At 66.6% G+C, this 25620-nt stretch carries 14 protein-coding genes; 7 read left to right on the top strand and 7 right to left on the bottom strand.

What is annotated here, in order from left to right:
* Window positions 1-64 precede the first annotated feature (64 nt).
* Window positions 65-364 carry a type II toxin-antitoxin system VapB family antitoxin gene (locus tag AC5Y47_RS16750; protein ID WP_499945237.1) on the top strand — a complete coding sequence of 100 codons (300 nt, stop codon included), beginning with the start codon at window positions 65-67 and terminating at the stop codon, window positions 362-364.
* 17 nt (window positions 365-381) lie between these two features.
* Here the strand turns inward: AC5Y47_RS16750 and AC5Y47_RS16745 are convergent, their stop codons facing one another.
* From AC5Y47_RS16745 to AC5Y47_RS16725, 5 genes are all read right to left on the bottom strand, one after another.
* Window positions 382-879 carry an MTB12 family secreted protein gene (locus tag AC5Y47_RS16745; protein WP_499945236.1) on the bottom strand — a complete coding sequence of 166 codons (498 nt, stop codon included), beginning with the start codon at window positions 877-879 and terminating at the stop codon, window positions 382-384.
* Window positions 880-1067: 188 nt separating this feature from the next.
* Entirely contained in the window at window positions 1068-4502 is a 3435-nt protein-coding gene (locus AC5Y47_RS16740; RefSeq protein WP_499945235.1) for a non-ribosomal peptide synthetase, read from the bottom strand.
* The gene (locus tag AC5Y47_RS16735) at window positions 4495-9030 is read right to left on the bottom strand and encodes an amino acid adenylation domain-containing protein (RefSeq protein WP_499945234.1); all 4536 of its coding nucleotides are present in this window, start codon (window positions 9028-9030) and stop codon (window positions 4495-4497) included. The genes AC5Y47_RS16740 and AC5Y47_RS16735 overlap by 8 nt, the downstream gene beginning before the upstream one ends.
* Window positions 9031-9037: 7 nt before the next feature.
* Entirely contained in the window at window positions 9038-14053 is a 5016-nt protein-coding gene (locus tag AC5Y47_RS16730; protein ID WP_499945233.1) for an amino acid adenylation domain-containing protein, read from the bottom strand.
* A 14-nt stretch (window positions 14054-14067) separates the two neighbouring features.
* On the bottom strand, window positions 14068-15018 hold the full coding sequence (locus AC5Y47_RS16725; protein WP_499945232.1) for a methionyl-tRNA formyltransferase: 951 nt from the start codon (window positions 15016-15018) through the stop codon (window positions 14068-14070).
* Window positions 15019-15237: 219 nt separating this feature from the next.
* Here AC5Y47_RS16725 and AC5Y47_RS16720 point away from each other — a divergent pair, with 219 nt between their 5' ends.
* From AC5Y47_RS16720 to nbtC, 3 genes are read left to right on the top strand one after another with little or no spacing between them, the layout of a single operon-like run.
* Entirely contained in the window at window positions 15238-16020 is a 783-nt protein-coding gene (locus AC5Y47_RS16720; RefSeq protein ID WP_499945229.1) for a thioesterase II family protein, read from the top strand.
* Entirely contained in the window at window positions 16017-17318 is a 1302-nt protein-coding gene (locus AC5Y47_RS16715; RefSeq protein WP_499945226.1) for a beta-ketoacyl [acyl carrier protein] synthase domain-containing protein, read from the top strand. The genes AC5Y47_RS16720 and AC5Y47_RS16715 overlap by 4 nt, the downstream gene beginning before the upstream one ends.
* The gene (gene nbtC / locus AC5Y47_RS16710) at window positions 17315-20368 is read left to right on the top strand and encodes a nocobactin polyketide synthase NbtC (protein WP_499945223.1); all 3054 of its coding nucleotides are present in this window, start codon (window positions 17315-17317) and stop codon (window positions 20366-20368) included. The genes AC5Y47_RS16715 and nbtC overlap by 4 nt, the downstream gene beginning before the upstream one ends.
* 24 nt (window positions 20369-20392) lie before the next feature.
* Here nbtC and AC5Y47_RS16705 read toward each other — a convergent pair whose 3' ends face one another.
* Both AC5Y47_RS16705 and mbtG read right to left on the bottom strand, forming a co-directional pair.
* Window positions 20393-20608: an MbtH family protein gene (locus AC5Y47_RS16705; protein ID WP_499945284.1), complete on the bottom strand. Its 216-nt coding sequence runs from the start codon at window positions 20606-20608 to the stop codon at window positions 20393-20395.
* Entirely contained in the window at window positions 20589-21887 is a 1299-nt protein-coding gene (gene mbtG / locus AC5Y47_RS16700) for an NADPH-dependent L-lysine N(6)-monooxygenase MbtG (RefSeq protein ID WP_499945222.1), read from the bottom strand. Before mbtG ends, AC5Y47_RS16705 begins: the two co-directional genes overlap by 20 nt.
* 171 nt (window positions 21888-22058) lie before the next feature.
* On the opposite strand from mbtG, the gene AC5Y47_RS16695 reads away from it, so the two are divergent.
* The 3 genes from AC5Y47_RS16695 to AC5Y47_RS16685 are packed head-to-tail and all read left to right on the top strand — an operon-like array spanning window position 22059 to window position 25594.
* Window positions 22059-23702, top strand: coding sequence for a (2,3-dihydroxybenzoyl)adenylate synthase (locus AC5Y47_RS16695; protein WP_499945220.1), 1644 nt, complete (start codon window positions 22059-22061; stop codon window positions 23700-23702).
* A 57-nt stretch (window positions 23703-23759) separates the two neighbouring features.
* Window positions 23760-24737 carry an alpha/beta hydrolase gene (locus AC5Y47_RS16690; RefSeq protein WP_499945219.1) on the top strand — a complete coding sequence of 326 codons (978 nt, stop codon included), beginning with the start codon at window positions 23760-23762 and terminating at the stop codon, window positions 24735-24737.
* Window positions 24737-25594: an SDR family NAD(P)-dependent oxidoreductase gene (locus AC5Y47_RS16685; RefSeq protein ID WP_499945217.1), complete on the top strand. Its 858-nt coding sequence runs from the start codon at window positions 24737-24739 to the stop codon at window positions 25592-25594. Before AC5Y47_RS16690 ends, AC5Y47_RS16685 begins: the two co-directional genes overlap by 1 nt.
* The last annotated feature ends 26 nt before the right edge of the window (window positions 25595-25620 follow it).

Here is a 25620-nt window from a genome sequence, read left to right as displayed (position 1 = left end):
TCCCGCCAACGGGCGTTCGGTGGCCGACACCTCGTCAGCGCCGCGCGGCGGTTAGCCTTTGCAGGTGATCTTCAAAGGCGTGCGCGAGGGCAAGCCGTACCCCGAACACGGGCTGTCGTACCGGGACTGGTCCCAGATACCGCCGCAGCAGATCCGCCTCGACGAGTTGGTCACCACGACCAGGGTGCTCGAACTCGACCGCCTGCTGTCCGAGGATTCGACGTTCTACGGCGACCTGTTCCCGCACGCCGTCAAGTGGCGAGGCATCGTCTATCTGGAGGACGGCCTGCACCGGGCGGTGCGGGCCGCGCTGCGTAACCGCACCGTTTTGCATGCGCGGGTCTACGACATGGATATGGCGTAGCGCGTCGGTACTCCGGGTCAGTGGGAGGCGGCCCGCAACAGTTCCATCGCCGAACCACGCGACAGCACCCAGCCGCCCTGACCGCCCTGGTTGACGAACGTCACGTTCTGGGTGACCGGCGGCGAGAGCTTGGGGCCGGAAACCGAGACATCGGCGGTGGCCGAACCGGCGCCCGCCGGCTGGATGTTGGCGATGCTGAACGACAACGGCAGCTGACCGTTCTTCTCCGCCTTCTTCAGCTGGTGGTCGGCGAGGTGCGCTTCGGTGCCGCCGATGCCGCCCTCGACCAGGTTGCCTTTGTTCGTGAACGACACACTCGGGTCGGCGAGGTTGGTCAGGATGCCGGTGAGCTGCCCAGCCGTCGGGACCGCGGTGGCCGGCGCCGGGTCCTGCGGAAGCGGCGCGCCGAAGACGACGGGTTGCACCTGGTACGGCGCCGGAGCGGTGACGGTGACACCGGCTGCGCCGACGGCGGCGACGGCCGCTGCTGCCAAGACGATGGATTTGATCCGCATGAGTGTTCTCTCCCCCTGGGTTCACGTGCGCGGTGCACGGTGTGACTGATGTGTCGGTTGTTTCACGAGTTGCGTTACAGGCTAGTGCGCGACAACGCCGAGCGGCTGTGCGCCAGCTGTGTAGCGGACATGAATAGCTGTGCCCGGTGCCACGCGTGGTCTAACCACAACGTGTGCAAGCCCACCCGTCATCCCTGAGCCAGGATCTCCTCGTCGCTCAATGCCGCCACCTCCAGATAGTGCCCCGCGATCACGGCGAGCCGCTGCGGTGTCCCGCGCTGCGCCTCGCGGTGTTCCAGTCGGTCGGCGAGACCGGCGACGGTGCGGGTGGCGAACAGGTCGCTCACCACCGCATGATCGACATCCAGCCACTCGCGTACCCGGGCGATCACTGTGGTGGCCAGCACTGAGTCGCCGCCCTGCGCGAAGAAGTCGGCGTGCACTCCGATCCGTTCCACACCGAGTACTTCGGCGACGATCTCGGCCAAAGCGGTGTCCAGGTCGTGGCGCGGAGCGCTGTCGAGGGCACCCGGCGCGGCCGCCGGCTCCAGCAGTGCCACCACCGCGCGCCGGTCCAGTTTTCCGTTGGAGGTCAACGGGATTCGCTCCAGGAACACGACTCGGGTCGGCACCATGTAACCGGGCAACAGCTCGGCGACGGCCGACGTGACAGCCTCGGTGTCGACGGGGTCGCCGGCGACGGCGGCCACCAGCTTCGGGGCACTGGCGCCGACGACGGCGGCAACCGCGTGGCGCACGCCGGGCACGGTGCGCAGCGCGCTTTCGACCTCCCCGAGTTCGACCCGGTACCCCCGGATCTGCACCTGGTGGTCGGCACGTCCCAGGAACTCGATGGTGCCGTCGGGCCAGTACCTGGCCAGATCCCCCGTCTTGTACCAGCGCAGCCCGTCGTGGTCGACGAAGCGTTGCGCGGTACGTTCCGGGTCGTTGCGGTAACCGGCCGCGACGTTGGCCCCGCCGACCCAGAATTCGCCCGGCACCCAGTCCAGGCAGTCGCGGCCGGACGGGGAAACCACCCGGCAGCGCACGTTGCGCAATGGGACACCGAACGGCACAGTCGTCCAGTGCGCGGGGGGTTCGCCTACCACCTCGCAGATGGTGTTGTGAATGGCGGTCTCGGTCGCCCCACCCAGGCCGGAGAATCGGCAGCCCGGCACCTGACGGGCCAGCCGGCGAGCCAGGTCGGCCCCCACCCAGTCACCGCCGAGGGTGACCGCGCGCAAGGAGTCGCCCAGCCGGTCGCCGCCGAGCTCAAGGATCATGTCGAGCATGCTCGGCACACAGTTGAGGATCGAAACACGGTGCTGGCGAAGCAGTTCCACCCAGCTGGTGGCCGCTGCCTTCTGCTGTGCATCGACGGCGACCACCGATCCACCCACCGAGAACATGCCGAAGATGTCGTACACGGAGGCGTCGAATTCGAGCGCGGACAGCGCGAGCACCCGGTCGGCGCTGCCGACGTCGAACCAGTCGTTGACCGCGTCGATGGTGTTCATCGCCGCGCTGTGCGGGACGTCGACCCCCTTGGGCAGGCCTGTGGAGCCGGAGGTGAAGATCACGTACGCGATCTCGTCGGTGCCGCCGAACACCGGCGCCGGCAACGGTTCTGGATGACTGCGTGCGGCGTCGATGGACAACGCGCCGTCCGTTGTGATCATGGCGGCGACGTCGGCGGTCTGCAGGATCTTGGCGCGACGCGCGGCCGGCTGGTCGAATCCGATCGGCACATACGTCGCGCCTGCCGCGAGGACCCCGAGCACCGCCAGGATTTGATCCCGGCCTTTGGGTAGCTGCACGCCCACCGCGTCGCCGGGTCGCACGCCGTGCGCTGCCAGCGCCCCGGCCACCGCGAGCGCGTACCGGGCAAGTTCGCCGTAGGTCAAACTGCCTTCACCGCTGTCGAGGCCCCAGACCACGGCCTGGGCATCGGGTTTCGCCGCGGCATGCTCGAAGAAACCTTGGTGCAGGCACCGTCCGCTGACCGGACCGTCGGTCGCGTTGACCGCGGCACGTACCGTCGCCTGCGCACACGGCAGGCGGACCGCCGCCTCTGCCTCCCAGCCCGCGTCTCCCTCGGCGAGGCGCTCCACGGCCCCGGTGAACCTGCGGAACATCGCGTCCACCAAACCCGGTGGGAACGCCGACTCCCGCACATCCCAATTGATCAGCAAACCGCCTCGCAACTCGGTGATCTGGGCGTCGAGCAACACCTGTGGCCCCTGGGAAATGATCCAGACCGGCTCACCGAAAGTCTGAATCACGGTGTCGGCGAACAGTTCACCGAGATCGAGCGCGCTGGTGAAGACGACGGGCGCGAGTACCGGCTCACCGCGGTGCCTTCCCAGATCTCTGAGCACCTCCAGACCGGAATAGCCGGAGTGCGAACCGCTTTCGTACATCCGGCGCTGAATGTCGCGGGCCCGTTCAGCCACCGACACATTGTCGCTGACGTCCACCTCCAGCATGATCGAGGAGGTGAAGTCGCCGACCACCCGGTCGATGTCCGGATGCACCGGTTCACGTTGGAACAAAGGCACATTGAGCAGGAACCGGTCCTGGGCCGACCAGCCGCCGATGGTGTTGGCGAACACCGCCGCGAGCGCGTTGGCCGGGGTGACGCCGCGCGCGTGGGCGCCGGCCACCAGCCGGTCCTTGGCTGCCGGCGCCAGCCAGTGGTCGTAGCGCACGGTGCGGTCGTCACCCTTTGTGGCGGTGGGCAGTTCGGGCGCGCCGGGCAACTCGGCGAGCCGCTGCTGCCACCACTGCCGATCCTGTTCGCGCGCCGCGGTGTCGGTGCGACGTTCGGTGCGGTAGCGCCGGTAGCTGTAGCCGGGCGGGGGCAACGTTGCGCCCCGGTACAACTCGGCCAGATCCGCCACCAGAATCCGGTAGCTCATCGCGTCACCGGCCAGCATGTCGATGTCGAGGTGCAGCCGGCTCCGGTCACCGTCGCGCAGCGTCAGGGTCACGTCGAGGACTTGGCCGTCTTCGATGGCCAGGCGCTGATGTGTTTTGGTGTCACGCAGTCGGGTCAGCTCAGCTTCCGCGCTTCCGGTGTCTTGTCCGCGCAGATCCACCAGCGTGAAGACCTGTCGGCCCGGCGCGGGCATCACCTGCTGGGTCCCGTCCGGCAGAAATCGGGTGCGCAGCATCGGGTGGGTCCCCACCAGATCGGTCACGGCCCGCTCAAGACGGCCGGGATCTATTGCACCGCCGTCGAATTCGACGTAGAGGTGGGCCGCGACGCCGCCCAACTCCTGTTCGTCGGAGCGGCCTACCCAGTACGCATGCTGCATGGTGGCCAGTGGGAACGGTTCCTCTTCCGCGGCAGCGACCGACGGGGACTCGGCCGGCTGTGTCGGGAGATGGATCTCGTCGTCGGCGAGCAGGTCGTACCACGAGTCGACGGTCGGGCTGGCGGCGAGTTGCGCGAAGGTGATGTCGGCACCGCGTTTGCGCCAACCGCCCGCCAGCGCCATCATCCGGATGGAGTTCAGCCCAAGCTGGATCAAGTCGTCGTGGTCCGCGACCTCGGCTGCGGAACAGCCCAGTTGGGACGCGATCGTCGCCCTGATCTCGTCGCGGCTGAACAATTCAGGCATCGCTGCTATCCAATCCGGCTGTCAGCGCGGCGATTGCGCGCAACCAGAAGCCGGTCAGGCGCTCGATGTCGGACGGCGTGAACAGCACGTCGCTCCAGCGCCAGTTGCTGATGAGTTGGGTGCCGTCAAGTGTCTTCGCGACGAACGCACTGATGTTCAGCGCGAAACGCAGCGGCAGGTCGGGTTCGGGAGCGTCGGGCAGCGCCTGGATGTACGGTCCGGTGAGCAGTGACCACGGTTCGTCGCTGGTGCCGCCGAGATCGAGCCGACCCAGATAGCTGAACTGGATCTGCGGTTCGGCAGCTTGCTGTAATTCCGGAAGACGGTCGACGTAGTGCAGCAGGCCGTAATCCATACCGTCGTTGGGGACCTCACCGAGGTGGGCGACCACCGACTCGACCAGGGCAAGCGCCGCCGCCGGATCCCGCTCGGCCCGTTCGACATCGACCGCTGCCCCGCCCGCCCCGAACCGCGCCGGGAAGGCGGTGGTGAACCACCCGACGGTGTTGGTGGTGTCGGTGTCGAGCACGGCATCGGCGCGTCCGTGCCCCTCCAGCGCGACGAGCGTGCCCGCTTCCGGGTCCTGGTCACGAGACCGACGCCAGCTGGCGATCGTCATCGTCGTTGCGGCCAGCAGGAATTCGCGTACGCCTTCGTCTCTGGTGAGGGTGGCCAGCACCCGTGCCGTGACGTCGACCGGGCTGACCACCTGGGCGACCCGCAGGGTGGACCAGGTATCCTGGGTCGGGTCGGGATGCCGCATCCCCAGCGGCTCGTCGGGACGGCAGACCTGCGCCATCCAATAATCCCGCTGACCCTGCACCTCCGGTTCGGCGGTACGCTGCCACATCAATTCGCACCAACGCCGGTATGAAGTGAACTCCGGCAACATCTTCGGCGCCGCACCCGCGCTGACGCACCGCCACGCCTCGGCGAGGTCACCGAGGATGATGTGCCAAGAGACGACGTCGACGGTGAGGTGGTGCGCGGCCAGCAGCAGCGCGTCTCCCTGCTGGGCGCCGCTGAACCACGCGGCACGCACCATCGCCCCAGTCGGCGGATCCATCTCGTCCATCACCCGCGGCGCGGAATCCGCTATGGCCGCGACCAACTCGTCGTCGGCGGCACCGGCGAGTTCGACCCGGGTGAGGATGTCGGTGGCCTGGACCGCGCCGGGCTCCCGCGTGACCAGACGTGGACCGTCCGGGGTGGCGGTCAGGATCGACCGCAACGTGTCGTGCCCGTCGAGCATCAACTGCAGCATCGACTCCAGCGAGGTGCGGTCGATCCCTTCGGGGAGTCGCAGCAGCACGGTGTGGGTGAAGCGCCGGAAATTCCCGTGCTCGTACACCCACGACACCATCGGCAGCGGCAGCACTTCGCCGTATTCCGCGGTCCCGGCGGACAGATCGGAATCGACCGCCGCGTCGATCGCGGCGGCGAGCTCCCGAATCGTCGGAGCCGCGAACACCATTCGCGGGCTCAGCGACAGGCCACGCCGTCGGGCCTTGTGCGCCAACGAGATCGCCACAATACTGTCCAGACCGAAGGTGAAGAAGTCGTCGTCGATGTGCGGCACCGAGCCGTTGAACTGCTCACCGAAGAGTTCACACAGGGTGCGTTCGGTGTCGGTCGAAGCCGAAGCGGGCCCACTCGGGCGCGCCAGCGCGGCTTCCGCCAGCCCGTCCAGCGCGTGGCCGTCCAACTTGCCGTTGGCGTTGACCGGAAGCTGCGGCAACGCGACGATCTTGGCTGGAACCATGTACGACGGCAACTGATCGGTCAGCGTCGCCCGCAGCCGGGCTGGGTCGCCGTCCTGATTCTGTTGCCAGACAACGAATCCCACCAGAGTGGTCCCGCTGTCGCGGCGCAGCACGGACACCGCGGCGTCGTGCACTTCGGCGTGGTTGCGGAGCGCGGCCTCGATCTCGCCGATCTCCACCCGGTAGCCGCGGATCTTGACCTGGGTGTCGCCGCGTCCCAGATATGCGTATCCGCCGTGTGGCAGTCGGCGCACCAGGTCACCGGTGCGGTACATGCGGGCGCCCGGACGGAACGGGTCCGCCACGAAGCGGGACGCGGTCATCGCGGCGCGGTCGATGTAGCCTCGGGCCAACTGCGCCCCGGACAAATAGAGTTCGCCCACCACACCATCGGGCACCATCCGCAACGCCGAATCCAGAACGTAGCCGAACGTGCCCGTGTTCGGCGTGCCGATGGTCGGCGACGGGTAGTCGTTGACGGCGGCTACTACGGCTTCGACGGTCATTTCCGTTGGCCCGTAACAGTTGTAGACCGGGATCGGCAGTTCGCGCAGGCGGCTCCACTGCGCGCTGTCGATGGCCTCACCGCCCAGCGCCAAGACCGCGAGGCCGTTGTCGAGCAGACCCGCCGCGCTGAGTTGGGTGAACATCGACGGGGTGGTGTCGATCATGTCCACCTGATACCCGGCCATGCCCTTGACAAGCCGGTCGGCGTCGCGCATTTCGTCGGCGTCGAACAGGTGCAGCGCGTGACCGTCGAGCAGGCCGACCATCGGCTGCCAGGACGCGTCGAAGCTGAACGACCAGGCGTGCGCGATCCGCAGCGGGCGTCCCAGTCGGCTGACCGCCGGTGCGTACACGCGTTCGCGGTGGTCGGCGAAATAGCCGAGGATCGCCGCGTTGGTGCCGATCACGCCTTTGGGTTCGCCGGTGGATCCGGAGGTGAAGATGACGTAGGCGCACTGTTGCGGATGACGCCGCACCGCCGGGGTGACTGGCGGGTGTGCCGAAATCCGTTCGCCGACAGCCGCATCGTCCATCACCAGCGTCGGCACGGTGGAGCTGACCGGTCCGGCGTGACCCGATTCGGTGATTGCGAGAACGGGATCGGCCTGGCGCAGGATCGACTCGATGCGCGCCTCGGGCAACGTGACATCGACGGGCAGATAGGCGGCGCCGGCGCCCAGCACACCGAGGATGGCGACAACAAACCGCGACGAGCGGGGCAGCACCAGCGCCACCACCGTTTCCGGGCCGACCCCGCGGAGAGCCAGTTCCGAAGCCAACCTCGTTGCCTGCGTGTGTAATTCGGCATACGTGTAGCGCTCACCGGCGCTGGTGGTCAGGGCGACGGCTTCGGGTGTGGTGCGTGCCTGTCGCTCGAAGACCTCCCAGACCGTGTCGCCGGAAACGGCGGGGCTGGCGCTGGCGATGTCGGCGAACGCCGCGCGCTCGTCCGCGGTGAGCACATCCAGCGCTTCCGGTGTCTCGTCGACGATCTCGGGCAGTTGCAGCAGGACGTGGACCAGTCGCTCACAGATCTCGGTGGCGGGCAGATGCGGCAGCGCCGCCCGGATCGCCTCGACGACCACCACCAGTTCGTCGCCGGCCATGTGCGAGACGACGGTAAGCGGGTAGTGCGTCAGGCTGTCCATCTCGACGGGACTGAAGCTGGCGCCGTCGGGTGTGGTGACCGTGCGGATCGAGTCCTCGATCGGCGCGTTCTCGAACACGAAGAGGCTGTCGAACATGGCCCCTTGGCCGTGCGCGCGTTGCAGTTCCGACAGGCTGAGGTAGCCGATCTCGCGCATCGCCGAGGATTCACGTTGCAGCCGTGCGCATTGCTCGACGATCGGAGTTGCGCCACTGATCTGGTGCACGACCGGCATGGTGTTGATGAACAACCCCACCATGCTTTCCACTCCGGTCAGGTTTTCCGGCCGCCCGGACACGACGGTGCCGAACACCAGGTCGCGCCGGTCGGTGAGCCGGCTGAGCACCACGGCCCAGGCGAACAGCACGGCGGTGTTCAGGGTCAGGCCGTTGCGCCCGGCCCAGGCCCGCAGTCGCGCGGTGTCGGCGGCCGACAGCAGCGATTTCGTCTGCTCCGGCACCGAACCCCGGATGTCGACGGCGCCGTCGGCCACCATCAGCGGCCCCGACACCGCCCCCAGGTACTCGGTCCACCTGGTCAGCGCCTCCGCGGTGTCCTGCTTTGTCAGCCAGGCGATGTAGTCGCGATACGGACGTGGTGTCGGCAGCCCGTCGGCCGATCCCCCGGCCCGGTAGATCGCGAGCATCTCGGTGAAGAACACCGCCAGCGCCCACCCGTCCATCAGGATGTGGTGCGCGGTGAAGATCATCCGGCGCCTGGTCTCGCCCGGTACCGAGATCAGAACGACCCGCAGCGCGGGGCCGCGGCTCAAGTCGAACGGCCGGTGCCGCTCGGAGCGGGCGATCGCGTCGAATTCGGTTGGCGTTGCGGTGCGTTCGGTCCACGGCAGCTCGGCGTGCGAGGGCACGATCTGCACCGGCTTGGGCACATCCTGGTCCCAGAACGCGGCCCGCAGATTCGGGTGCCGCTGCAACATCACCGCGCCGCTGCGGCGCAGCAGGTCGAGATCGACCGGCCCGTCGATGTCGACCCGCAACTGCATGGTGTAGAGGTCGACGCTGTCCTCGGCCATCCGGTACAGCGCGAAGAGCCCTTCCTGCAGTGGACTGAGCGCGAGGACGTCCTCGATGCGGGGCGGCGCCGTGGTCACTGTGGCCTCACGAGCGGCTCTCCCACGACGCGGTCAGCGCCGCCAATGCATCGGCGTCCAGTCCCGAGGCGCTCATCGGCGCGGCGGCCGGCTCCGAATCCGGCTGGGCCGCAGGCTGTTCGCCGGCGGCATCGACGGCCGCGGCCAGTTCGGTGATGGTCAGGTATTCGAACACCATGGCCGGGGTCAACGCCAGCCCTTGTGCATTGGCGCGGGCGGCCAGCTGAACGGAGATGATGCTGTCCCCGCCGATCGCGAAGAAATTGTCCTCCCGATCGACGTCGGTGATGTCCAGCAGTTCCTCGAGGAGGGCGATGATGGCGTGCTCGGTCTCCGGTGAGCCGTCTGCCACGGGGTGGGTCTTCTGCTCGCGCGGCGCGGTCGGCGGTTCGAGCAACTTCGCCAAATCCGCTGCGGGCAGCAATTCCACCGTCGAAACGGGCGCATCCGGCGTCGTCGCGAACGCCTCGAGTGCGGCGCTGAAAGCCTCGGCGATGAGCGCAACGGTCGCAGGCCGATAGAGGTCGGCGTTGGCGACCACGCGGACGTCGAGTTCCGCATCCGGTGTGACGTTCACCGCGACGTTCAGGTCCAGCAGCGAGATTTCGAAGTCCATGGGCACCGGAACTACCGTCGTATCGCCGGATCCGGTCAGGTCGCGCGGCATCAGCGCCCAGTCCTCGCCCCGGAAGTGGATCGAGTTCTGGAACAAGGGGTGGTTGCGCGATGGCGAGCGCGGCGGATTGAGCGCCTCGACGAGCCGCTCGATCGGGAGTTCCTGGTGCACCAACGCTTCCAGCACCGCGCTGCGGCTGCGCCCCACCACGGCGGACAGTGTGGGGTCGTCGGACAGGTCGATCCGCAACACCACCACGTTGGCGCACGGGCCGCTGAGCTCCGTGAGAGTGACGTCGCCACGGGCAGCGATTGGGCTGCCGATCACAATGTCCGTGCCACCACCGAGCTTGTGCAGTAACACCGCCAAAACGGCTTGATAGAGCATGAATTCGGTGGCCCCGCAACGTTCAGCGACCCGGGCCAGAGCAGCCCGGCGGTCCGCGGACACCCTGAAGTTCACCACTTCCCCGCGCCTCCCGAGCACCAGTGGACGGGTGTGGTCGGGCACGACCGAGATGTCCAGCGGCAGATCCGCGAGCGCGGTTTGCCAGTAGTCCAGCTGCGCCTGCGCCCAGCCGGCCGGCGCATCGAAGGTGTTTCGTTGCCACACCGCGTAATCCGCGAACTGCAGGGGCTCGGTGGCCCAGACCGGCGCCCTGCCTTCCACCCGCGCACGGTAGGCGTGAAGCAAATCCTCGAAGGCGATGCCGAGCGAGACATGGTCAGTGGCGAGGTGATGGACCAGCAACACCAGCAGTTGCGACTCGGCACCCAGCGTCAGCAATGTGGGCCTGATCAACGGTTCGGTTTCCAGATTGAACACGTAGCGGCGCAGTTCTGCGATCGTGTCGTCGACCCGGTCGGTGGTGGTGTCGATGACCGGCAGGTCCAGTCTCAGTTCCGGACGCACGCGCTGATACGGAACGCCTTCGTGGTCAACGACATTGGTGCGCAACGATTCATGGCGAGCCACCACGTCGTTGAGCGCGTCACGAAGGACGGCACGGTCCAGCGGACCGTTGAACCGAAGTGTCAGCGCCATGTTGAAGACGTCGTTCGCGCCGCGCATGCGGTACTGAAACCACATGGCCAGCTGGGAATACGACAGGGGAGGATACTCCGGTCGAGCCGTGCCGCCTATCGGCGTGCGACCAGAGTGGTGCTCGCCGCCCGGCGCGCCCAGAGTCGTCTCCTGGCCCAGCACGGCGCGCAACTGCCCTGCCACACGCGCCGCCAAACCGGCCGGCGTCGGGGAGTCGAACACCGCTCGTACGGTGAGCTCCACGCCGAACTCAGCACGGATCTGTGCCACCAGCCGTGCCGCGAGCAGCGAGTGGCCACCTAGTCCGAAGAACGAGTCGTCCGCGCCGACCCGCTCCCACCCGAACAGTCCGGCGAAGATCGAGCAGATCCGGCGCTCGGCCGCTGTTGCCGGCTCTCGGTAGCCGCGCACCGCCACCGGGGTGGGTGCGGGTAGCGCGCGCTTGTCCAGCTTGCCGCTGACGGTCAGCGGAATCTCCGGGATCACCGCGAATGCGGCGGGCACCATGTATTCCGGCAACTGTGCCGCGGCGTGGCCGCGGATCTCGTCCACATCGATTCCGGCACCGATGTTTCCGTCGTCACCGAACGCGGGCACCAGGTAAGCCGCGAGCATCGGCCCGGCATCGGTGTCCGTCGCGATCACCAAGCAGTGCCGGACCGACGGATGCGTCGAAATCACCGACTCGACCTCGCCGAGTTCGATGCGGAAGCCGCGCACCTTGACCTGTTCATCGGCGCGTCCGATGAACTCCAGTGCACCGGAAATGTTGCGGCGAACCAGATCTCCCGTCCGATACAAACGCATACCGGGGTTGAACGGATCGGCGACAAAACGCTGCGCGGTCAAGCCGGGGCGCCTCAGATACCCGCGCGCCAACTGCACACCGCCGAGATAGAGTTCGCCGATCACCTCCGCGGGCACCGGCTGCAATTGTTCGTCGAGAACGTAGGCGTAGACGTTGCGGTTCGGCACGCCGATCGGCACCACCCGCGCGCCATATGCCTCTTCGACCTCGAAATGCGTCGCAGAGACGACAGCCTCGGTCGGACCGTAGTGATTACGCAACGTGGCGCTGAAATAGTCGGCGAACTTGTCGACGATTTCACCGCGCAGCGCCTCGCCGCCTACCGGTACGTGCCGCAACTGGCGCCACTCTTTAACCTGCGGCAGCAGCAGCAGGGTGCTGAGCATGGACGGCACCATGTGCAGCACGGTGACGCGATGGCGGCTGATCAGATCCGCCACGTACGGAATGTCACCGAACGCATCCGGCTTCGGCACGATCAGCTGTGCACCGAGCGACAAGGTGACGAAGATATCCAGTAGCGACGCATCGAAACTCACCGACGACGACTGCAGCAGCCGGTCTTCGGCGGTCATGCCCCACTCGGCGCCGAAACTCTGCACGTGCTCGGCGATCGCGCGGTGCGAAACAGCCACACCCTTGGGCTTGCCGGTGGAGCCCGACGTGTAGATCACGTACGCGAGGTGCTCCGGATGCAACGCATCCAACCGGTCCGCGTCAGTTATCGCCCCGTCTGACAACTGTGCCGCTTCGTGTTCGGCGATTTGCACTTCATGGTGTGCGATGACCCGCTGCGGGAGCGCGTCGCTGACGAGGTATTCGATGCGTTCGTCGGGATAGGCCGGATCGATCGGCAGATACGCCGCGCCCGACTTGAGCACGGCAAGCATGGCGACAAGGAATTCGATCGACGTGTTCATCCGCAGGCCGACGAGATCGTCGACACCGATCCCCTGACCAATGAGCCAGCGCGCCAACCGATTCGCACGACTGTGCAGTTCGGCGTAGGTCAGTTGCGCTTCGTCGGAAACAAGCGCGACCGCGTCGGGGGTGTTCGCCGCCGCAGCTTCGAGCACCGCAACCATCGTGGTGGCTGGAGCCGCGACGAGTTCGCCGTGGGATTGTGCCAGTACGACTTCCCGCTCTCCGGGGCGAAGCATGTCCAGGGCTGCGAGCGGCGTGCCGGGCGCAGCCAGCGCGTTGTCCAGCAGCTGCAGGTAATGCGCCAGCATTTGTTCGACTAGCGCGCCGCTCAATACGTCGGTCTGAAACTCGAACTCGGCCATCGGGCGGCCGGGGTCGAGTACTACCGCCAGCGCAAGTGGCAGATGCGCCGTGACCGCGCCGAGCTCGAGTTGTCGCACCGTGACACCGTCCAGGCCAAACCCGCTCGCGGGCTTGCGAACGCTGAAGCCCAGGCGGACGAGCTGGTCCATCCCGTCGTGCCCCATCCGCTCCGGGTTGACTTCCCGGACAACGCGGTCGATCCCGACGGACTGATGAGCAAAGCCGTCAAGGCAGGTTTCACGCACCGCGTCGAGGAAGGAGGCGAAGGTGTCGTTTGGTCGGGCCGTGATTCTCAGCAACAAGGTGTTACCGAAGTACCCGAGAGCCGCTTGGGCTGCGGCGCTGCGGTTGGTGATCGGCACCGAGACCAGGAAGTCGTCGGCGCCGGTGTAGCGGCGCACCAGCGAACCGTAGGCCGCGAGCAGCACCATGAACGGCGACGCGGAGCGTGCGCGGGCGAATTCCTCGACGCGGCCGAACAATTCAGAAGACAGTGGCCGCGTCCGACGCTGCGCCAGCCGGGACGGATTGGCGGTGGCAAACCCGGGCAACTCCAGCGGCTCCGGCGACGGACGCAACACCTCCGCCCAGTAACTGACGTCGCCGATCGACGGTTCCGGCGCGGCTTCAAGCACTTCGACCGCGACGAACTGAGGCGGATCGGTCGGGATGTCACCGCCGTTGTAGGCCGCACTGATGTCGGTGAAGAAAACTTCCCACGAGTCGTCATCCCAGCAGATGTGGTGCACGACCAACAGCAGTACGAATTCCGCTGCGCGGGTGCGAATCAGGTGTATCCGCAGCGGTATATCCGTAGTGAGGTCGAAGGTCCTGCCGAACAGATCACCGGCAGCGGCGGCCACGCATTGCGACCTCCGCTGCTCATCGAGGTCGGTGAAATCACTGCTTTGCCAGGTGATTTCGACGTGGTCCTGAATGATCTGATAAGGGTCGCCTTCGGAGTCCACACCGTAGTTGGTACGCAAGATGGAATGCTTTGCGACGACGGCGTTGAACGCTGCGCGCAGACGTTCCTCATCCACCTTGCCCGTCAATTGATAGGAAACGCAGATGTTCAGCGTGGAGTCGTCGGCGTCCATGGTCTGCAGGAACCACATCCGGCGCTGGCCCGGTGACAGCGGATAGCGCCGTCCGGTGTGTACGCGCCGCCTTTCGGTGAATTGATCTGCCGCCAAGCCACTTTCGGCGATGCGCCTACGCAACAGTTCCCGACGGCGTTCCTGCAAAGTCTTGGCATCGTCTGCCATGGCTTATTTCACTCCTAGGATCGCTTTTCGCCGGTCACTGCCAGGTAGCCGCCGGGCAGGAAGAACTTGTCCCCAGCGTGTTCGGTCCCGTCTGTGGCACGGACCCGTGTGATCACCAGCGCACGGTTGCGGCCGCGGTAGGCATCCGGCCCGCATACCACGGCGCCGCCCCCTTCCTGCACGATGACCCGCCCCGGCGTGCCACCGTAACGAGCCTCCGACACCGTCGCCTCGATCACTTCGACGCGTTCGCCGCGGTAGAACGCGAAGGCCCGCGGATACGGATCCGACAGCGCGCGCACGAACCGCTCGAGGTCTTCGGCCGGCCAGTTCCAGTCGATCAGGCTGTCGCGCTCGGAGCGCTTGTGAAAGTACGTCCTCTCAGCCTTGTTCTGCGGCCGGAATTGCGCAGTCCCGGTTTCCAGGGCGTGCAGCGCATCCCGCAGTGCACCCGGGATCAGCTCCATGCCCCGCAGGACCAACTCGGTGCCGGTGTCAGTCGGTCCGATGGGCAGCGAACGCTGGATGAGGATGTCCCCGGTGTCGAGGTTCTCGTCCATGCGGTGCGCGGTCAAACCGAACTCGGATTCACCACTGATCAACGCCCACAGCACCGGCGAGAACCCGGTGAACTTCGGCAGCAGCGAGTCGTGCAGGTTCAGCGTGCCGTGCGGCGGCAGGGTGTACAGCTCGGGCGGCATCCAGCTGTACCAACTGTTGACGACGATCACGTCGGGTTCGGCGTGTTTGACCAGTTCGATGGTGTGGGCGTCCACCTTCTCGGCGATGTGCACAGCGATACCGTGATCCCGGGCGAGATCCTCGACCGACGCCGACCAGATGGCCTTGTAGGACTGCTCGCTGGTCGGATGCGTGACGGCCAGCACGACCTCGTGATCCAGGTCGATCAGCGCCTGCAAGGTGCGTTGGCCCCACGTCTGAAAGCCGAAAAACACCACGCGCATGTGGGCGAACCTTTCCTGGTTTCCGTCGGCGGGTCGGCGTTTCCCGGCTGTGCCCGAGACAAGGGCGACCCAAGACAATTATGTTAGCCTTCGCTAAGTTGCAAGACTCATGCGGCCGGTTGATGGCTCTCGCGGCTACCGCGGCTGGCGCTGCGGAACCGGGCCAACCTGCCGATCGCCTCGCGCAACCACACACCGAGTCACGAAAGGTAGTAGTGCATGCCGCGCAACTTGGGGTGGACCAGGCAATTTCATCGCGCGGATTCACCCGACAATCCACTACTGCTGGTCTTTCCCCACGCCGGAGCCGGCGCGTCGGCGTATCGCGCATTCTCCAAGGCGCTCAGCCCGAACTTCACGGTCGTCGTCTTCCAGTACCCCGGCCGTCAGGATCGGGCCGCCGAAGCCCTGCTGCGTTCCATCCCCGAGATCGCGGCCGGGGCATTCGACGGGTTCCTCGGCTCGGAACACAATTGCGGGGCGCCGGTCATCACCTTCGGCCACAGTCTCGGTGCGATGGTGTCGTTCGAATTCGTCCGCCTCGCCGAAGCGCACGGCATCGACGTACGCCAAGTCACCATCTCCGCCGCGGTGGCCCCCTGCTACGCCGAGTCCAAGCCGGAACACCCGAAGACCGACGAGGAAATCCTGCGACACGTCGCGATGCTCGAAGGCACCGATTCCGCGGTCTACGCCAACAGCGACCTGATGAGGCTGGCGCTGCCGGTCATCAAGGCCGACTACGAAGCATTCGACGCATACCGCTGCTCCGAGGATGTGAAGATATCGGCGCCCGTGCACGCGCTCGGCGGCGACCAAGACCCGATCGTCCAACTCGGCGACCTATACGGCTGGGGCAAGCACACGCAAACCGTTCAGGTGACACTGTTCGACGGCGGGCACTTCTACCTCAACGACCACATCGACGAAATCGCCGAGTTGCTGACGTCGGCCGCGCAACTCGATGTCGGAGCGCACCGGATGCGCCAGGGCACGTCGTGACCACCGACCCCGTCGTCATCTCGGGAATGGCGGTCGAACTGCCCGGGGGGATCGACACTCCGGCCCTGTTGTGGACGGCACTGGCCGAGTCGCGCGAACTACTCGGTCCATTCCCCCGCGACCGCGGCTGGAGCATCGACGAACTGTTGTCGTTATCCGATATGGACGGTTGGGGCAGGGTTTGCGATTCGGGCGGATTCCTGTCCGGTGCAACGCAATTCGATGCTCCCTTCTTCGGCATCACCCATCGCGAGGCGGCGGTGATGCATCCCCAGCAGCGGGTGGCGATGCGAGTGGCCTGGCGGGCGCTGGAGAACTCCGGCGTCAATCCCGGTTCGCTGGCAGGCGAATTCGGTGGCTGCTATGTCGGAATGTCGATGACGGAATACGGCCCGCGTACCACGACCATCGACGCCTACACCGGACTACGAACGGTCGCCATGGGGCAATTGGGCGGTGCCGCGCGTATCTCGCACTCACTCGGGCTGACCGGGCCGTCGATCAGTGTCGACACGGCGTGTGCGTCGTCGTTGACCGCGGTGCAGATGGCCAGCAATGCAATAGCGATGGACGAGTGCGAATGGGCGTTGGCGGGAGCCGCGTGTGTGCTGGGAGAACCGACCGGGTTTTATGAATTCGCGAAGCTCAATGCTCTCTCCGACGACGGACACTGCCGCTCCTATGCCGACGACGCCACCGGCACGGTCTGGGGTGAAGGCGCGGGAATGGTTCTCCTGGAACGGGAATCGCGGGCCCGCCAGCTGGGACACCGCATCTATGGGCGGGTCCTGGCCGTGCGTACCAACCACAACGGCAAGGGCAAGCCGATCCTGGTGCCCCGGGTGCGTGCGCAAGCACAGGTCGTCCAGAAGACGATCGACGCCGCCGGCATCGATCCGGCCGACGTCGAAATGATCGAGGGTCACGGCACCGGGACGCGTGCGGGCGATCCGGCGGAATTGCTTGCGTTGTTCCAGACTTACGGTGCGGCCGGAAGCGAAGCGTTACTGGGTTCCATCAAGTCCAACGCCGGGCACGCGCAGGCCGCGGCGGGAATACTGGGCTTGATCAAATTGCTACTCGCTGGGCAGCATCGGCACATTCCGCCAACCCTGTTCGCGGACAACCCGACTACGAAACTGCCGTGGGACATGTCCGGTATCCGGCTGGCTACCAAATTGCACCCGTGGGACCCGAAGGACGGTGTCCGCTACGGCGCCGTCTCGTCGTTCGGCGCCGGCGGCGCGAACGCGCACGCAATCATCGCCATGCCGGAGATTCTCGAGGGACAGCAGTGACCATCTCCCGTTACCGGCTCCCCGACGGCACCATCCCCGTCCTGCTGAGCGCCGAGGCAGCTGCACTACTGCGGGCCGAGGCCGCCGCCGTACTCCGTTACACGGCAACACATCCGGAGACCGATGCGCAGGCGATCGCCGGTATGCTCTTTCGCACGCGGAGCGCACGCAAACACCGCGCCCTGCTGATGGTGACCGATCGCGACGAGTTACTCGACGCGCTGCGGGCCGTCGGTGACGGCGTGACGCACCCCGCCGTGGTTCGGTCTGATTCGGCTGCCACATCACGCCGTGTCGGTCACGTCTTCCCGGGCCAGGGTAGCCAGCGGCCCGGGATGGGACGGCTCTTCTACGAAGCGTTCGCAGCCTACCGGGCCGAGGTGGACCGCTGTTCGGACGCATTCGGGATCCTGACCGGCGAATCTCCCCTGGACTACCTTCTCCACGAGGACTTTCCGGCCCAGGACAACGCCCGAACCGTCCAGCCTGCGTTGTTCACCCAGATGGTCGGGTTGGCCGCGGTGTGGAAGTCCTTGGGCCTCGGGCCCGTGGTCACCATCGGGCACAGTCAGGGCGAGCTGGCCGCGGCCTATGTGGCGGGCTCGATCACGCTGTCAGATGCGGTCCGCACGATTGCCCTACGTGCCGGCGCCGCAGACGAATTCGTCTCCGCCGACTACGCGATGGCCGTGATCGCCGCGGACCGTGACTCCTGCGAAGGCGCACTGGCTCGCTGTACGGGCTGGGCGGAGTTGTCGGTAGTGAATTCGCCCAACATGGTCGGAATCTCCGGCGACCGACAGACCGTCCAGAGCGTCGTAGACACGTTCACCAGCCGGGACGTCTTCGCAAAGGTGATCCGCGTCCAATTCCCCGCACACACCAGCATGATCAACCAGTTGCGCGACACGATGCTGGGGATTGCGCAAGACCTGGACAACACTCATTTCGCCGACTCGGAGATCGACTGCGTCGGAGGGACTCTGGGCGCCGCCATCACCTCAGACGTGCCGGTGGACCGGTACTGGTTCTGGAATCTGCGCAACACCGTCCGCTTCGACAAGGCCATCGCGACCGCGCTGCAGCTTGGCGTCGACACCTTCGTCGAGCTGGCCGAGCATCCGACGCTGCAACTGGCGATCCAAGAGAACTTGGACGATTCGACCGGCGATGCCGACGCTCATCCGGCGATGGTGATCGGCACCTCCGACCGCACCGCAACCGACCTCTACCAATTCACCCGCAACCTCGCCCAGCTTGCGGTGCATGATCTGGACTACTCCTGGGACAGCCTGCGCACCGAATGCGACGGCCCCACCCCGCTGCCGCTCCTCGATTTTCCGAACACCGTGTTGGACGAGACCAAGCTATGGGTGCCCTACGCGGGCGGCCCGGCCCAATCCGCCACGGCCACAACGGTGGTCCCGACGGCCCCGACATCTACTGCACCGCCACGTCTGCTCGCCGAGCAGTGGATCCGCTTGTCGCAGCGCTCGCTGCTGCCGCCCCGGTCCATCGGCATCATCGACCACACCGGGGACTGTGGCGAGCTGGCCGACGCGCTCAGCGCCGCAGCCTCCAACATCGGCGGCGCGGCTAGGATCATCGATGGCGAAAACAGCTACGAAGGGCCGGCATTCGACACTTATGTCGTTCTGATGCCGCGGTCCGCGCGGTCGGACGACTCGGCCGCGGCGGCGGCCGTCGCCGGCTTCTTCGCGGACCGGTCGTGGTGGCGTGGGGTCGACGGGATCTCCGACTACTGGCTGGTGACGGTCGGGGGTGAAGCGGTGGTCGCCGACGATACCCCTCCGGATCTGGTGCACGCGGCGCTGATCTCGGGTTTCCGCTGCGTCGGCTCGGAGCATCCGGGCGTGAACTTCCGCAATCTCGATCTACCCGTCGGATTCACGCCACTGGAAGCCGCGGCCACTGTGGTCTCGGCGCTGCACACCGCGGGAGAATCGGCGCTCGCGCTTCGCGGCGGCAGCCTGTATGCGAAGCGGGCCGTCGAAATCACTGCTGCCACTGCGGGTTCGGCCATCCCCGAGCATGTGCTCATCATCGGCGGCACGGGAAATCTCGGGCTGGAGTTCTGTGCACACTTCGCCCGCGGTGGCGTGCGGCGAATCACCCTGGTCAACCGGTCGGGAGAGACCGCCGCCGTCGCCAACCGGCTGCGCCACATCCGTGCTGCGACCAGCACACACATCGAGGTCAGTCGGTGCGACGTCGGCGATCACACTGCGGTCGCGCAGCTGGCCGAGCAGAACCGTGACACCCCAGCGGATTTGATCATTCATGCTGCGGTGCAGTACACGGGTATGGAACTGGCCCAGATCACCACAGCGCAGGCCGACGTTGCCCTGCGGGCCAAAGTCCTCGGCATCTCGCGAGTACTGGACGCAATTCCCCGCACCGGTAGCTGCCGGGTCTTGTTGTGCTCATCGGTCGCCGCGACAGTGGGCGGCCGCGGCCTGATCGTCTACGCAGCCTCCAACCGCATGCTCGACGCGATGGCGCACCGACTCCGCGCCGAAGGCGTGGACTGCGCGTCGGTGCAATGGGGTCAGTGGCAGGTCGAAGCGAACCCCGACGACCCCGGCCTATCGAAGCTGGCCTTCACCGGGCTGTTGCCGATGTCGAGCGACGCTGCCCTGGCGCTGGGAATGGCTCCACTTGGCCAGAACGCCATCGTGGCAGCATTCGACCTCGATCGAGCCCGCTCGGTGCTGGACACGTGTGGTCAGCGCGCACTCCTATCGCAATTGAGCGACGCCCAGATCACCGCCCCCGCCCCCGATCCCCAACCGCGCACGGAGACAACCGCGTTGTCACAACGCTTGGTCGACCTGCTTGCGGTTGCCATCGGGGCTGACGACGCCGACAAGATCGACACCACTATCCCGATGGTTGCGATCGGCCTGGATTCGTTGCAGGCACTCGAATTACGGCGTCGCGTCAAGCTCGAGTTCGACCACGACGTGGCGGTATCGGATCTGCTCGGCGGAGCGTCCATCGCCGACCTGCTGGCCAAGCTGGACGCCTGACCTTTTCCGGCATCCGGTCTGCAGTTACTTCGCGGCCATCGCCTCGCGCAGGCTCCTGGGCCGCATATCCGTCCAATTCTGTTCCACGTAGGCAAGACAATTCGTCCGACTATCCTCGCCGAACACCACCCGCCACCCGGCCGGCAGCGCGGTGAACGCAGGCCAGAGGCTGTGCTGATCCTCGTCGTTGACCAGCACGTAGAAGGTGCCGTTGTCGTCGTCAAACGGATTGGTATTCATCACTTCTTCCATGCTGCAGATCGGGTTGCGCCCCGGTGGCGCGCAGGTCAGCGCCCAGGATCCGGTCCGAAAGGAGCCCGAGGCAGCTCAAGTTGGGGAATCCCGGCCCGACGTTCAGGCCGGACAGATTGGGCAGGAACAGTTTCGGAGTGATCCCGGCGACGGAGAGATCATCTTCGATCGACTCCTCGATGCGGTCGCCGGTCAGCGGACCAGGCAAGCTCAGCTCGAGCAGCTCGACGGCGCTCTGGTCCAACAGCGGCAGAAACCATAGTGCGTCGGCGCCAGATCCGTCGATCACCAATTCGAAACTGTGCAAGGTTTCCTGCTGTTCGCCGCCGCGATCGGTAGACAGCGTGATCCAGATCCGATCGTCGCGGTCGACTGCCCGGGCGACGCGGCCACGCAAATGCCTGATCCGTTCATCGGCGAGCAGCGACTCCTGGACCCGCGCGGAGAATACGCCGCGGTCGGTTCGGGCAATGCAGTTGCGACGCTCGGCCAGACTCAGGCTGCACCAGCCCGCGGGATCGGAGAACAGCGAATTCTCGAAGAAACCCTCGCCGCGGGTAAACAGGGTGGCCTGCGGGGAGATCGCCGTGATCGCCGAAACACGGTGGTGGAAAAGCTCATTGAGGATCGAGGCGGCGGTCTCGCCGCCACCGATGACCGCGACGCTGTCGGCGACGATGCGGTCGTGCTGCCCGGCCCGGGCCCAGAACTGCGCGATCGACAAGACCCGCGGGTCGCCGGACAGGATGGACCGCTCCGGCTGACCGGGCCCGGTCATCATCAACGAATCGGCCGACACCGTGGCATCGGGCGTGTCGACCACCCATCGGGAATCCTTGATCGCGATCCTGCGCACCTCACCCTGAACGACTTTTAGACCCGCCACCTCGGCAACCCAGCGCAGGTAACGGGCCCAGGTGTCGTGCGCCGGCGCCGGGCGGCCGCGGTCGATCCAGCCCACGAATTGGTCGGTGGCGACCAGATACGACTGCCAACTGAATCGCATCATCTGCTCGTCGATTTCCGAATCGCGGCCCTGCACCAGAGCAGACCGGTACGGGAACCCGACGTCCTTCTCCGGACTGGTGCCCAACCGTTGCCGCCCGTCCGTCCAACCCCCGCCGGGCAGCCAGTTAGCGGCGACCTCAGTGCGTTCGACGGCGACGACTTCCGGTGTGTCTACGCCCATTTCGCGCAGCACCGCGGCTTTGGCCGCCACCGCTACCGCCTTGGCGCCAGCTCCGACGATCGCCAGCGTTGCGCTCATCGGGCACCGTCGCCGCACCACGGAGTCGGGGGCTGATGCCGGTCCGCCGGTTTACCGGCGAAAGACGCGCCGCCCACGACCCACCCCCGTCTTAGCTCAGGCTGTCCTAACTTTTGTGTACGCTACCCTATATTCGAAGGACTGACACGCTCACCCCGAGGGAGCTGCCGAGTGCCTGTCCGTTCGTCACACCCGTCCGAAACAACCACCGTGGACGGATTCACCCCTTTTCCCGGAGACCGGGCCAGTGCGTATCGGGGCGCCGGCTACTGGACGGACCGTACGGTGGACGGGCTGCTTCGGCAGTCCGCGACGACGTGGCCCGACCACGTCGCCGTCGTCGACGCGAACGGTCGCCATACCTACGCTGAGCTGGATCGATTTGCCGACCGCGCCGCCGCGGGACTGGCCGCGCTCGGGATCGGGCCCGGCGACCGGATGCTGCTCGCGTTGCCCAACTCGTGCCGGTTCGCGGTGGCGTTCTTCGGCCTGTTGCGCGCCGGCGCCGTCCCGGTGATGTGCCTGCCGGGGCACCGGTTGGCCGAACTGGGCCACTTCGCCGAAGTCAGCGGAGCGGTCGGACTGATCGTCGCCGCGACGGCGGGGGGCTTCGACTACCGCCCGATGGCCGAACAACTCGTCGCGGCGCACGCCGGGCTCCGTCACGTCGTCGTGGACGGCGATCCCGGCCCGTTCCTGTCCTGGACGGAGCTGCCCGACGGCCCCGTACCGGAGATCACGGTCGATACCGCGGCGCCGGCGTTGCTGCTGGTCTCCGGCGGCACCACCGGCACGCCGAAACTGATCCCCCGCACTCACAACGATTACGTCTACAACGCGACCGCGAGCGCCGAACTCTGCCACCTGTCCGACGACGACGTCTATCTCGCGATACTCCCGGCGGCACACAACTTCCCGTTGGCCTGTCCCGGCCTTCTGGGTGCCGTGAGTGTCGGCGCCACAACGGTTTTCGGCGCCGACGCCAGTCCCGAAGCGGCGTTCGACACGATCGAGCGGCACCATGTCACCGTCACCGCCCTGGTGCCGGCATTGGCCAAATTGTGGGCGCAGGCCTGTGATTGGGAGCCGGTGACCCCGAAATCGTTGCGGCTGTTGCAAGTCGGTGGCTCCAAGCTCGAAGCCGAGGACGCCGCGCAGGTGCGTGCGGCGCTGACACCGGGTCTGCAGCAGGTGTTCGGGATGGCCGAGGGGTTGCTGAACTTCACCCGGTTGGACGATCCGCCGGAGGTGCTCGAGCACACCCAGGGGCGGCCACTGAGTCCGGGCGACGAACTGCGCATCGTCGATGCAGACGGGGCGCCCGTGGCGCCGGGCCGGGAGGGCGAGCTGCTGGCGCGCGGGCCCTACACGCTGAACGGTTACTTCCGTGCCGCGCGGGACAACGAGCGCTGCTTTGATCCCGACGGCTTCTACCGCAGCGGCGATTTGGTCCGATTGCGCGACGACGGCAACCTGGTGGTCACCGGGCGCGTGAAGGACGTCATCTGCCGGGCCGGCGAGACCATTTCCGCTCAGGATCTCGAGGAGCACCTGTTGCACCACCCGTCGATCTGGTCGGTCGCGGCGGTGCCGCTACCAGACCCCAGCGTCGGTGAAAAGATCTGCGCCGCAGTGGTTTTCGCTGGCGCACCGGCAACCATCGCGGAGTTGAACGGCTATCTGGACCAGCGCGGCGTGGCGGCCCATGTCCGACTCGACCAGTTGGTCGCGTTGCCGTCACTGCCCACCACCCCGATCGGCAAGATCGACAAGAAGGCGATCATCGCTTCCCTCGGCGGGGCACAGCCGGGCTGAACGGCTCGACAAAACCTGCCATTGACGAATGTCACCATTTGTTGTTGACTCCGTTGCATGGACGACGACGTTCCGGCGCGCGGCTCACTGCGCTCGCGCAGTGCCATCGCTTTCAGCACCCTGATGCTGCGGCCTGTCACTGCGCTGCTGCCACCCGAACGCGCCTGGGGCATCTGGGCGTCGCGGCAGATCATCGCCGGGCTGATGAACGCCCTCGGTCCATCGCTGGCCGGCACCCACGTCGAATACGTGGATACCGTGCTGCCCGATGGGCGCAGGCTCAAGGGTGAATGGGTATACGGCGCCAACACTGCGCGCGTCTGCACCGATGCGATCTACTACGTACACGGCAGCGGCTACGCGATGTGTTCACCCCGGACCCACCGCAGGCTGACGTCTTGGCTTTCGTCACTGACCGGGCTGCCGGTGTTCTGCGTCGACTACCGGCTGGCACCGCGCCACCGCTTCCCCACCGCCGCCGACGACGTCCGGACCGGCTGGGACTATCTGCAAGAGCGTTTCGACCCGGAACGCATTGTGGTCGCCGGGGATTCGGCGGGCGGGCACCTTTCGGTGGACCTACTGCTGCAGACTGGAGTTGCTGCTGACCCGCCCGCCGCCATGGTGTTGTTCTCCCCGCTGATCGACCTCACCTTCGAGCTGTGTCTCGCGCGTGAACTGCAGCGCCCGGATCCGGCCATCCGGGCGGCCGCCGCGGCAAAGCTGGTGGCGCTGTATCACACCGGGGTAGATCCCGGCCACGAGCGCTTGCGGCTCGACGTCGTCAACGGACCGTCGCTGCCCCCGACTCTGATCCAGGCGGGCGGCGCCGAGATGTTAGAAGGCGATGCGCGGCAGCTGGCCGCCGACATCCGGGCCGCCGGTGGCAGCTGCGAACTGCAGATCTGGCCCGACCAGATGCACGTCTTCCAGGCGCTGCCCCGCATGTCCCCCGAAGCTCCCAAAGCGATGGCCCACGTCAGCCGGTTCATCGCGGACTCACTGCGCACGATCACTGCGACGGAGGCGGTTTGATGTTCGGTCCGTTGGACAAATTGCTGAACAAGAAGTCCGCCAGCCACGACGCTCTGGCGGTGGTGACCGGCGCCGGCAGCGGCATCGGCGCCGCCTTCGCGGTCGAACTCGCCCGCCGTGGCGGCGCGGTGGTATGCAGCGACATCGACGAAGCGGCCGCCCAACGCACGGTGGACGCGCTCACCGAGCTGGGCGCCAAGGCGGTGGCGGTGCGCTGCGACGTGTCGAACTACGACGAGGTAGCCGCCCTGGCGCAGGAGGCTCAAGCCTGGTTCGGGGCACCACCCACCCTGGTGATCAACAACGCCGGCGTCGGTGCGGGTGGCACGCTCATCGGCGAAGTGCCGCTGGAAGATTGGACATGGGTACTCGGTATCAACCTGTGGGGGCCGATACACGGCTGCCAGGTGTTCACCCCGATCCTGCGCGAGGCAGATCCGTCCCGAGCGCCTCGCGGCATCATCAACGTCGCGTCGGCGGCGGCGTTCGGCGCCGCTCCCGGCATGGCCGCCTACAACGTCAGCAAGGCCGGCGTACTATCCCTGTCGGAAACACTGGCGGCCGAATTGTCCGGCACCGCAGTCAAAGTCACCGTGCTGTGCCCGACATTCGTCAAGACCAACATCGTCGGTTCCGGACGCATCAACGACGAGACCAGCGAGTTCGCCGCCAAGCTGATGAGCTGGACCGGATACACCGCGGAGAAGGTGGCGCGGATCTGTCTGGACGCCCACGACCGCGGCGACCTCTACTGCATGCCGCAGCTGGAGGCCAAGATCGGTTGGAACATCAAACGTTTGGCGCCGGGCGCATATACGCGCGCGGTTGGTCTGATCTCACGGGTTGCCAGTATCTGAATCACCCGTCCATATGAAAGGGAGGC

It is taken from the genome of Mycobacterium sp. NGS22 (genome assembly GCF_059813095.1).
This window is presented reverse-complemented; position numbering and strand designations above follow the sequence as displayed.

Excerpts from the sequence above, each read along its gene's own strand:
- AC5Y47_RS16745 (WP_499945236.1), bottom strand. The coding sequence starts at position 879 with ATGCGGATCAAATCCATCGTCTTGGCAGCAGCGGCCGTCGCCGCCGTC.
- AC5Y47_RS16740 (WP_499945235.1), bottom strand. The coding sequence starts at position 4,502 with ATGCCTGAATTGTTCAGCCGCGACGAGATCAGGGCGACGATCGCGTCC.
- AC5Y47_RS16730 (WP_499945233.1), bottom strand. The coding sequence starts at position 14,053 with ATGGCAGACGATGCCAAGACTTTGCAGGAACGCCGTCGGGAACTGTTG.
- AC5Y47_RS16725 (WP_499945232.1), bottom strand. The coding sequence starts at position 15,018 with ATGCGCGTGGTGTTTTTCGGCTTTCAGACGTGGGGCCAACGCACCTTG.
- AC5Y47_RS16720 (WP_499945229.1), top strand. The coding sequence starts at position 15,238 with ATGCCGCGCAACTTGGGGTGGACCAGGCAATTTCATCGCGCGGATTCA.
- AC5Y47_RS16705 (WP_499945284.1), bottom strand. The coding sequence starts at position 20,608 with ATGAATACCAATCCGTTTGACGACGACAACGGCACCTTCTACGTGCTG.
- mbtG (WP_499945222.1), bottom strand. The coding sequence starts at position 21,887 with ATGAGCGCAACGCTGGCGATCGTCGGAGCTGGCGCCAAGGCGGTAGCG.
- AC5Y47_RS16690 (WP_499945219.1), top strand. The coding sequence starts at position 23,760 with ATGGACGACGACGTTCCGGCGCGCGGCTCACTGCGCTCGCGCAGTGCC.
- AC5Y47_RS16685 (WP_499945217.1), top strand. The coding sequence starts at position 24,737 with ATGTTCGGTCCGTTGGACAAATTGCTGAACAAGAAGTCCGCCAGCCAC.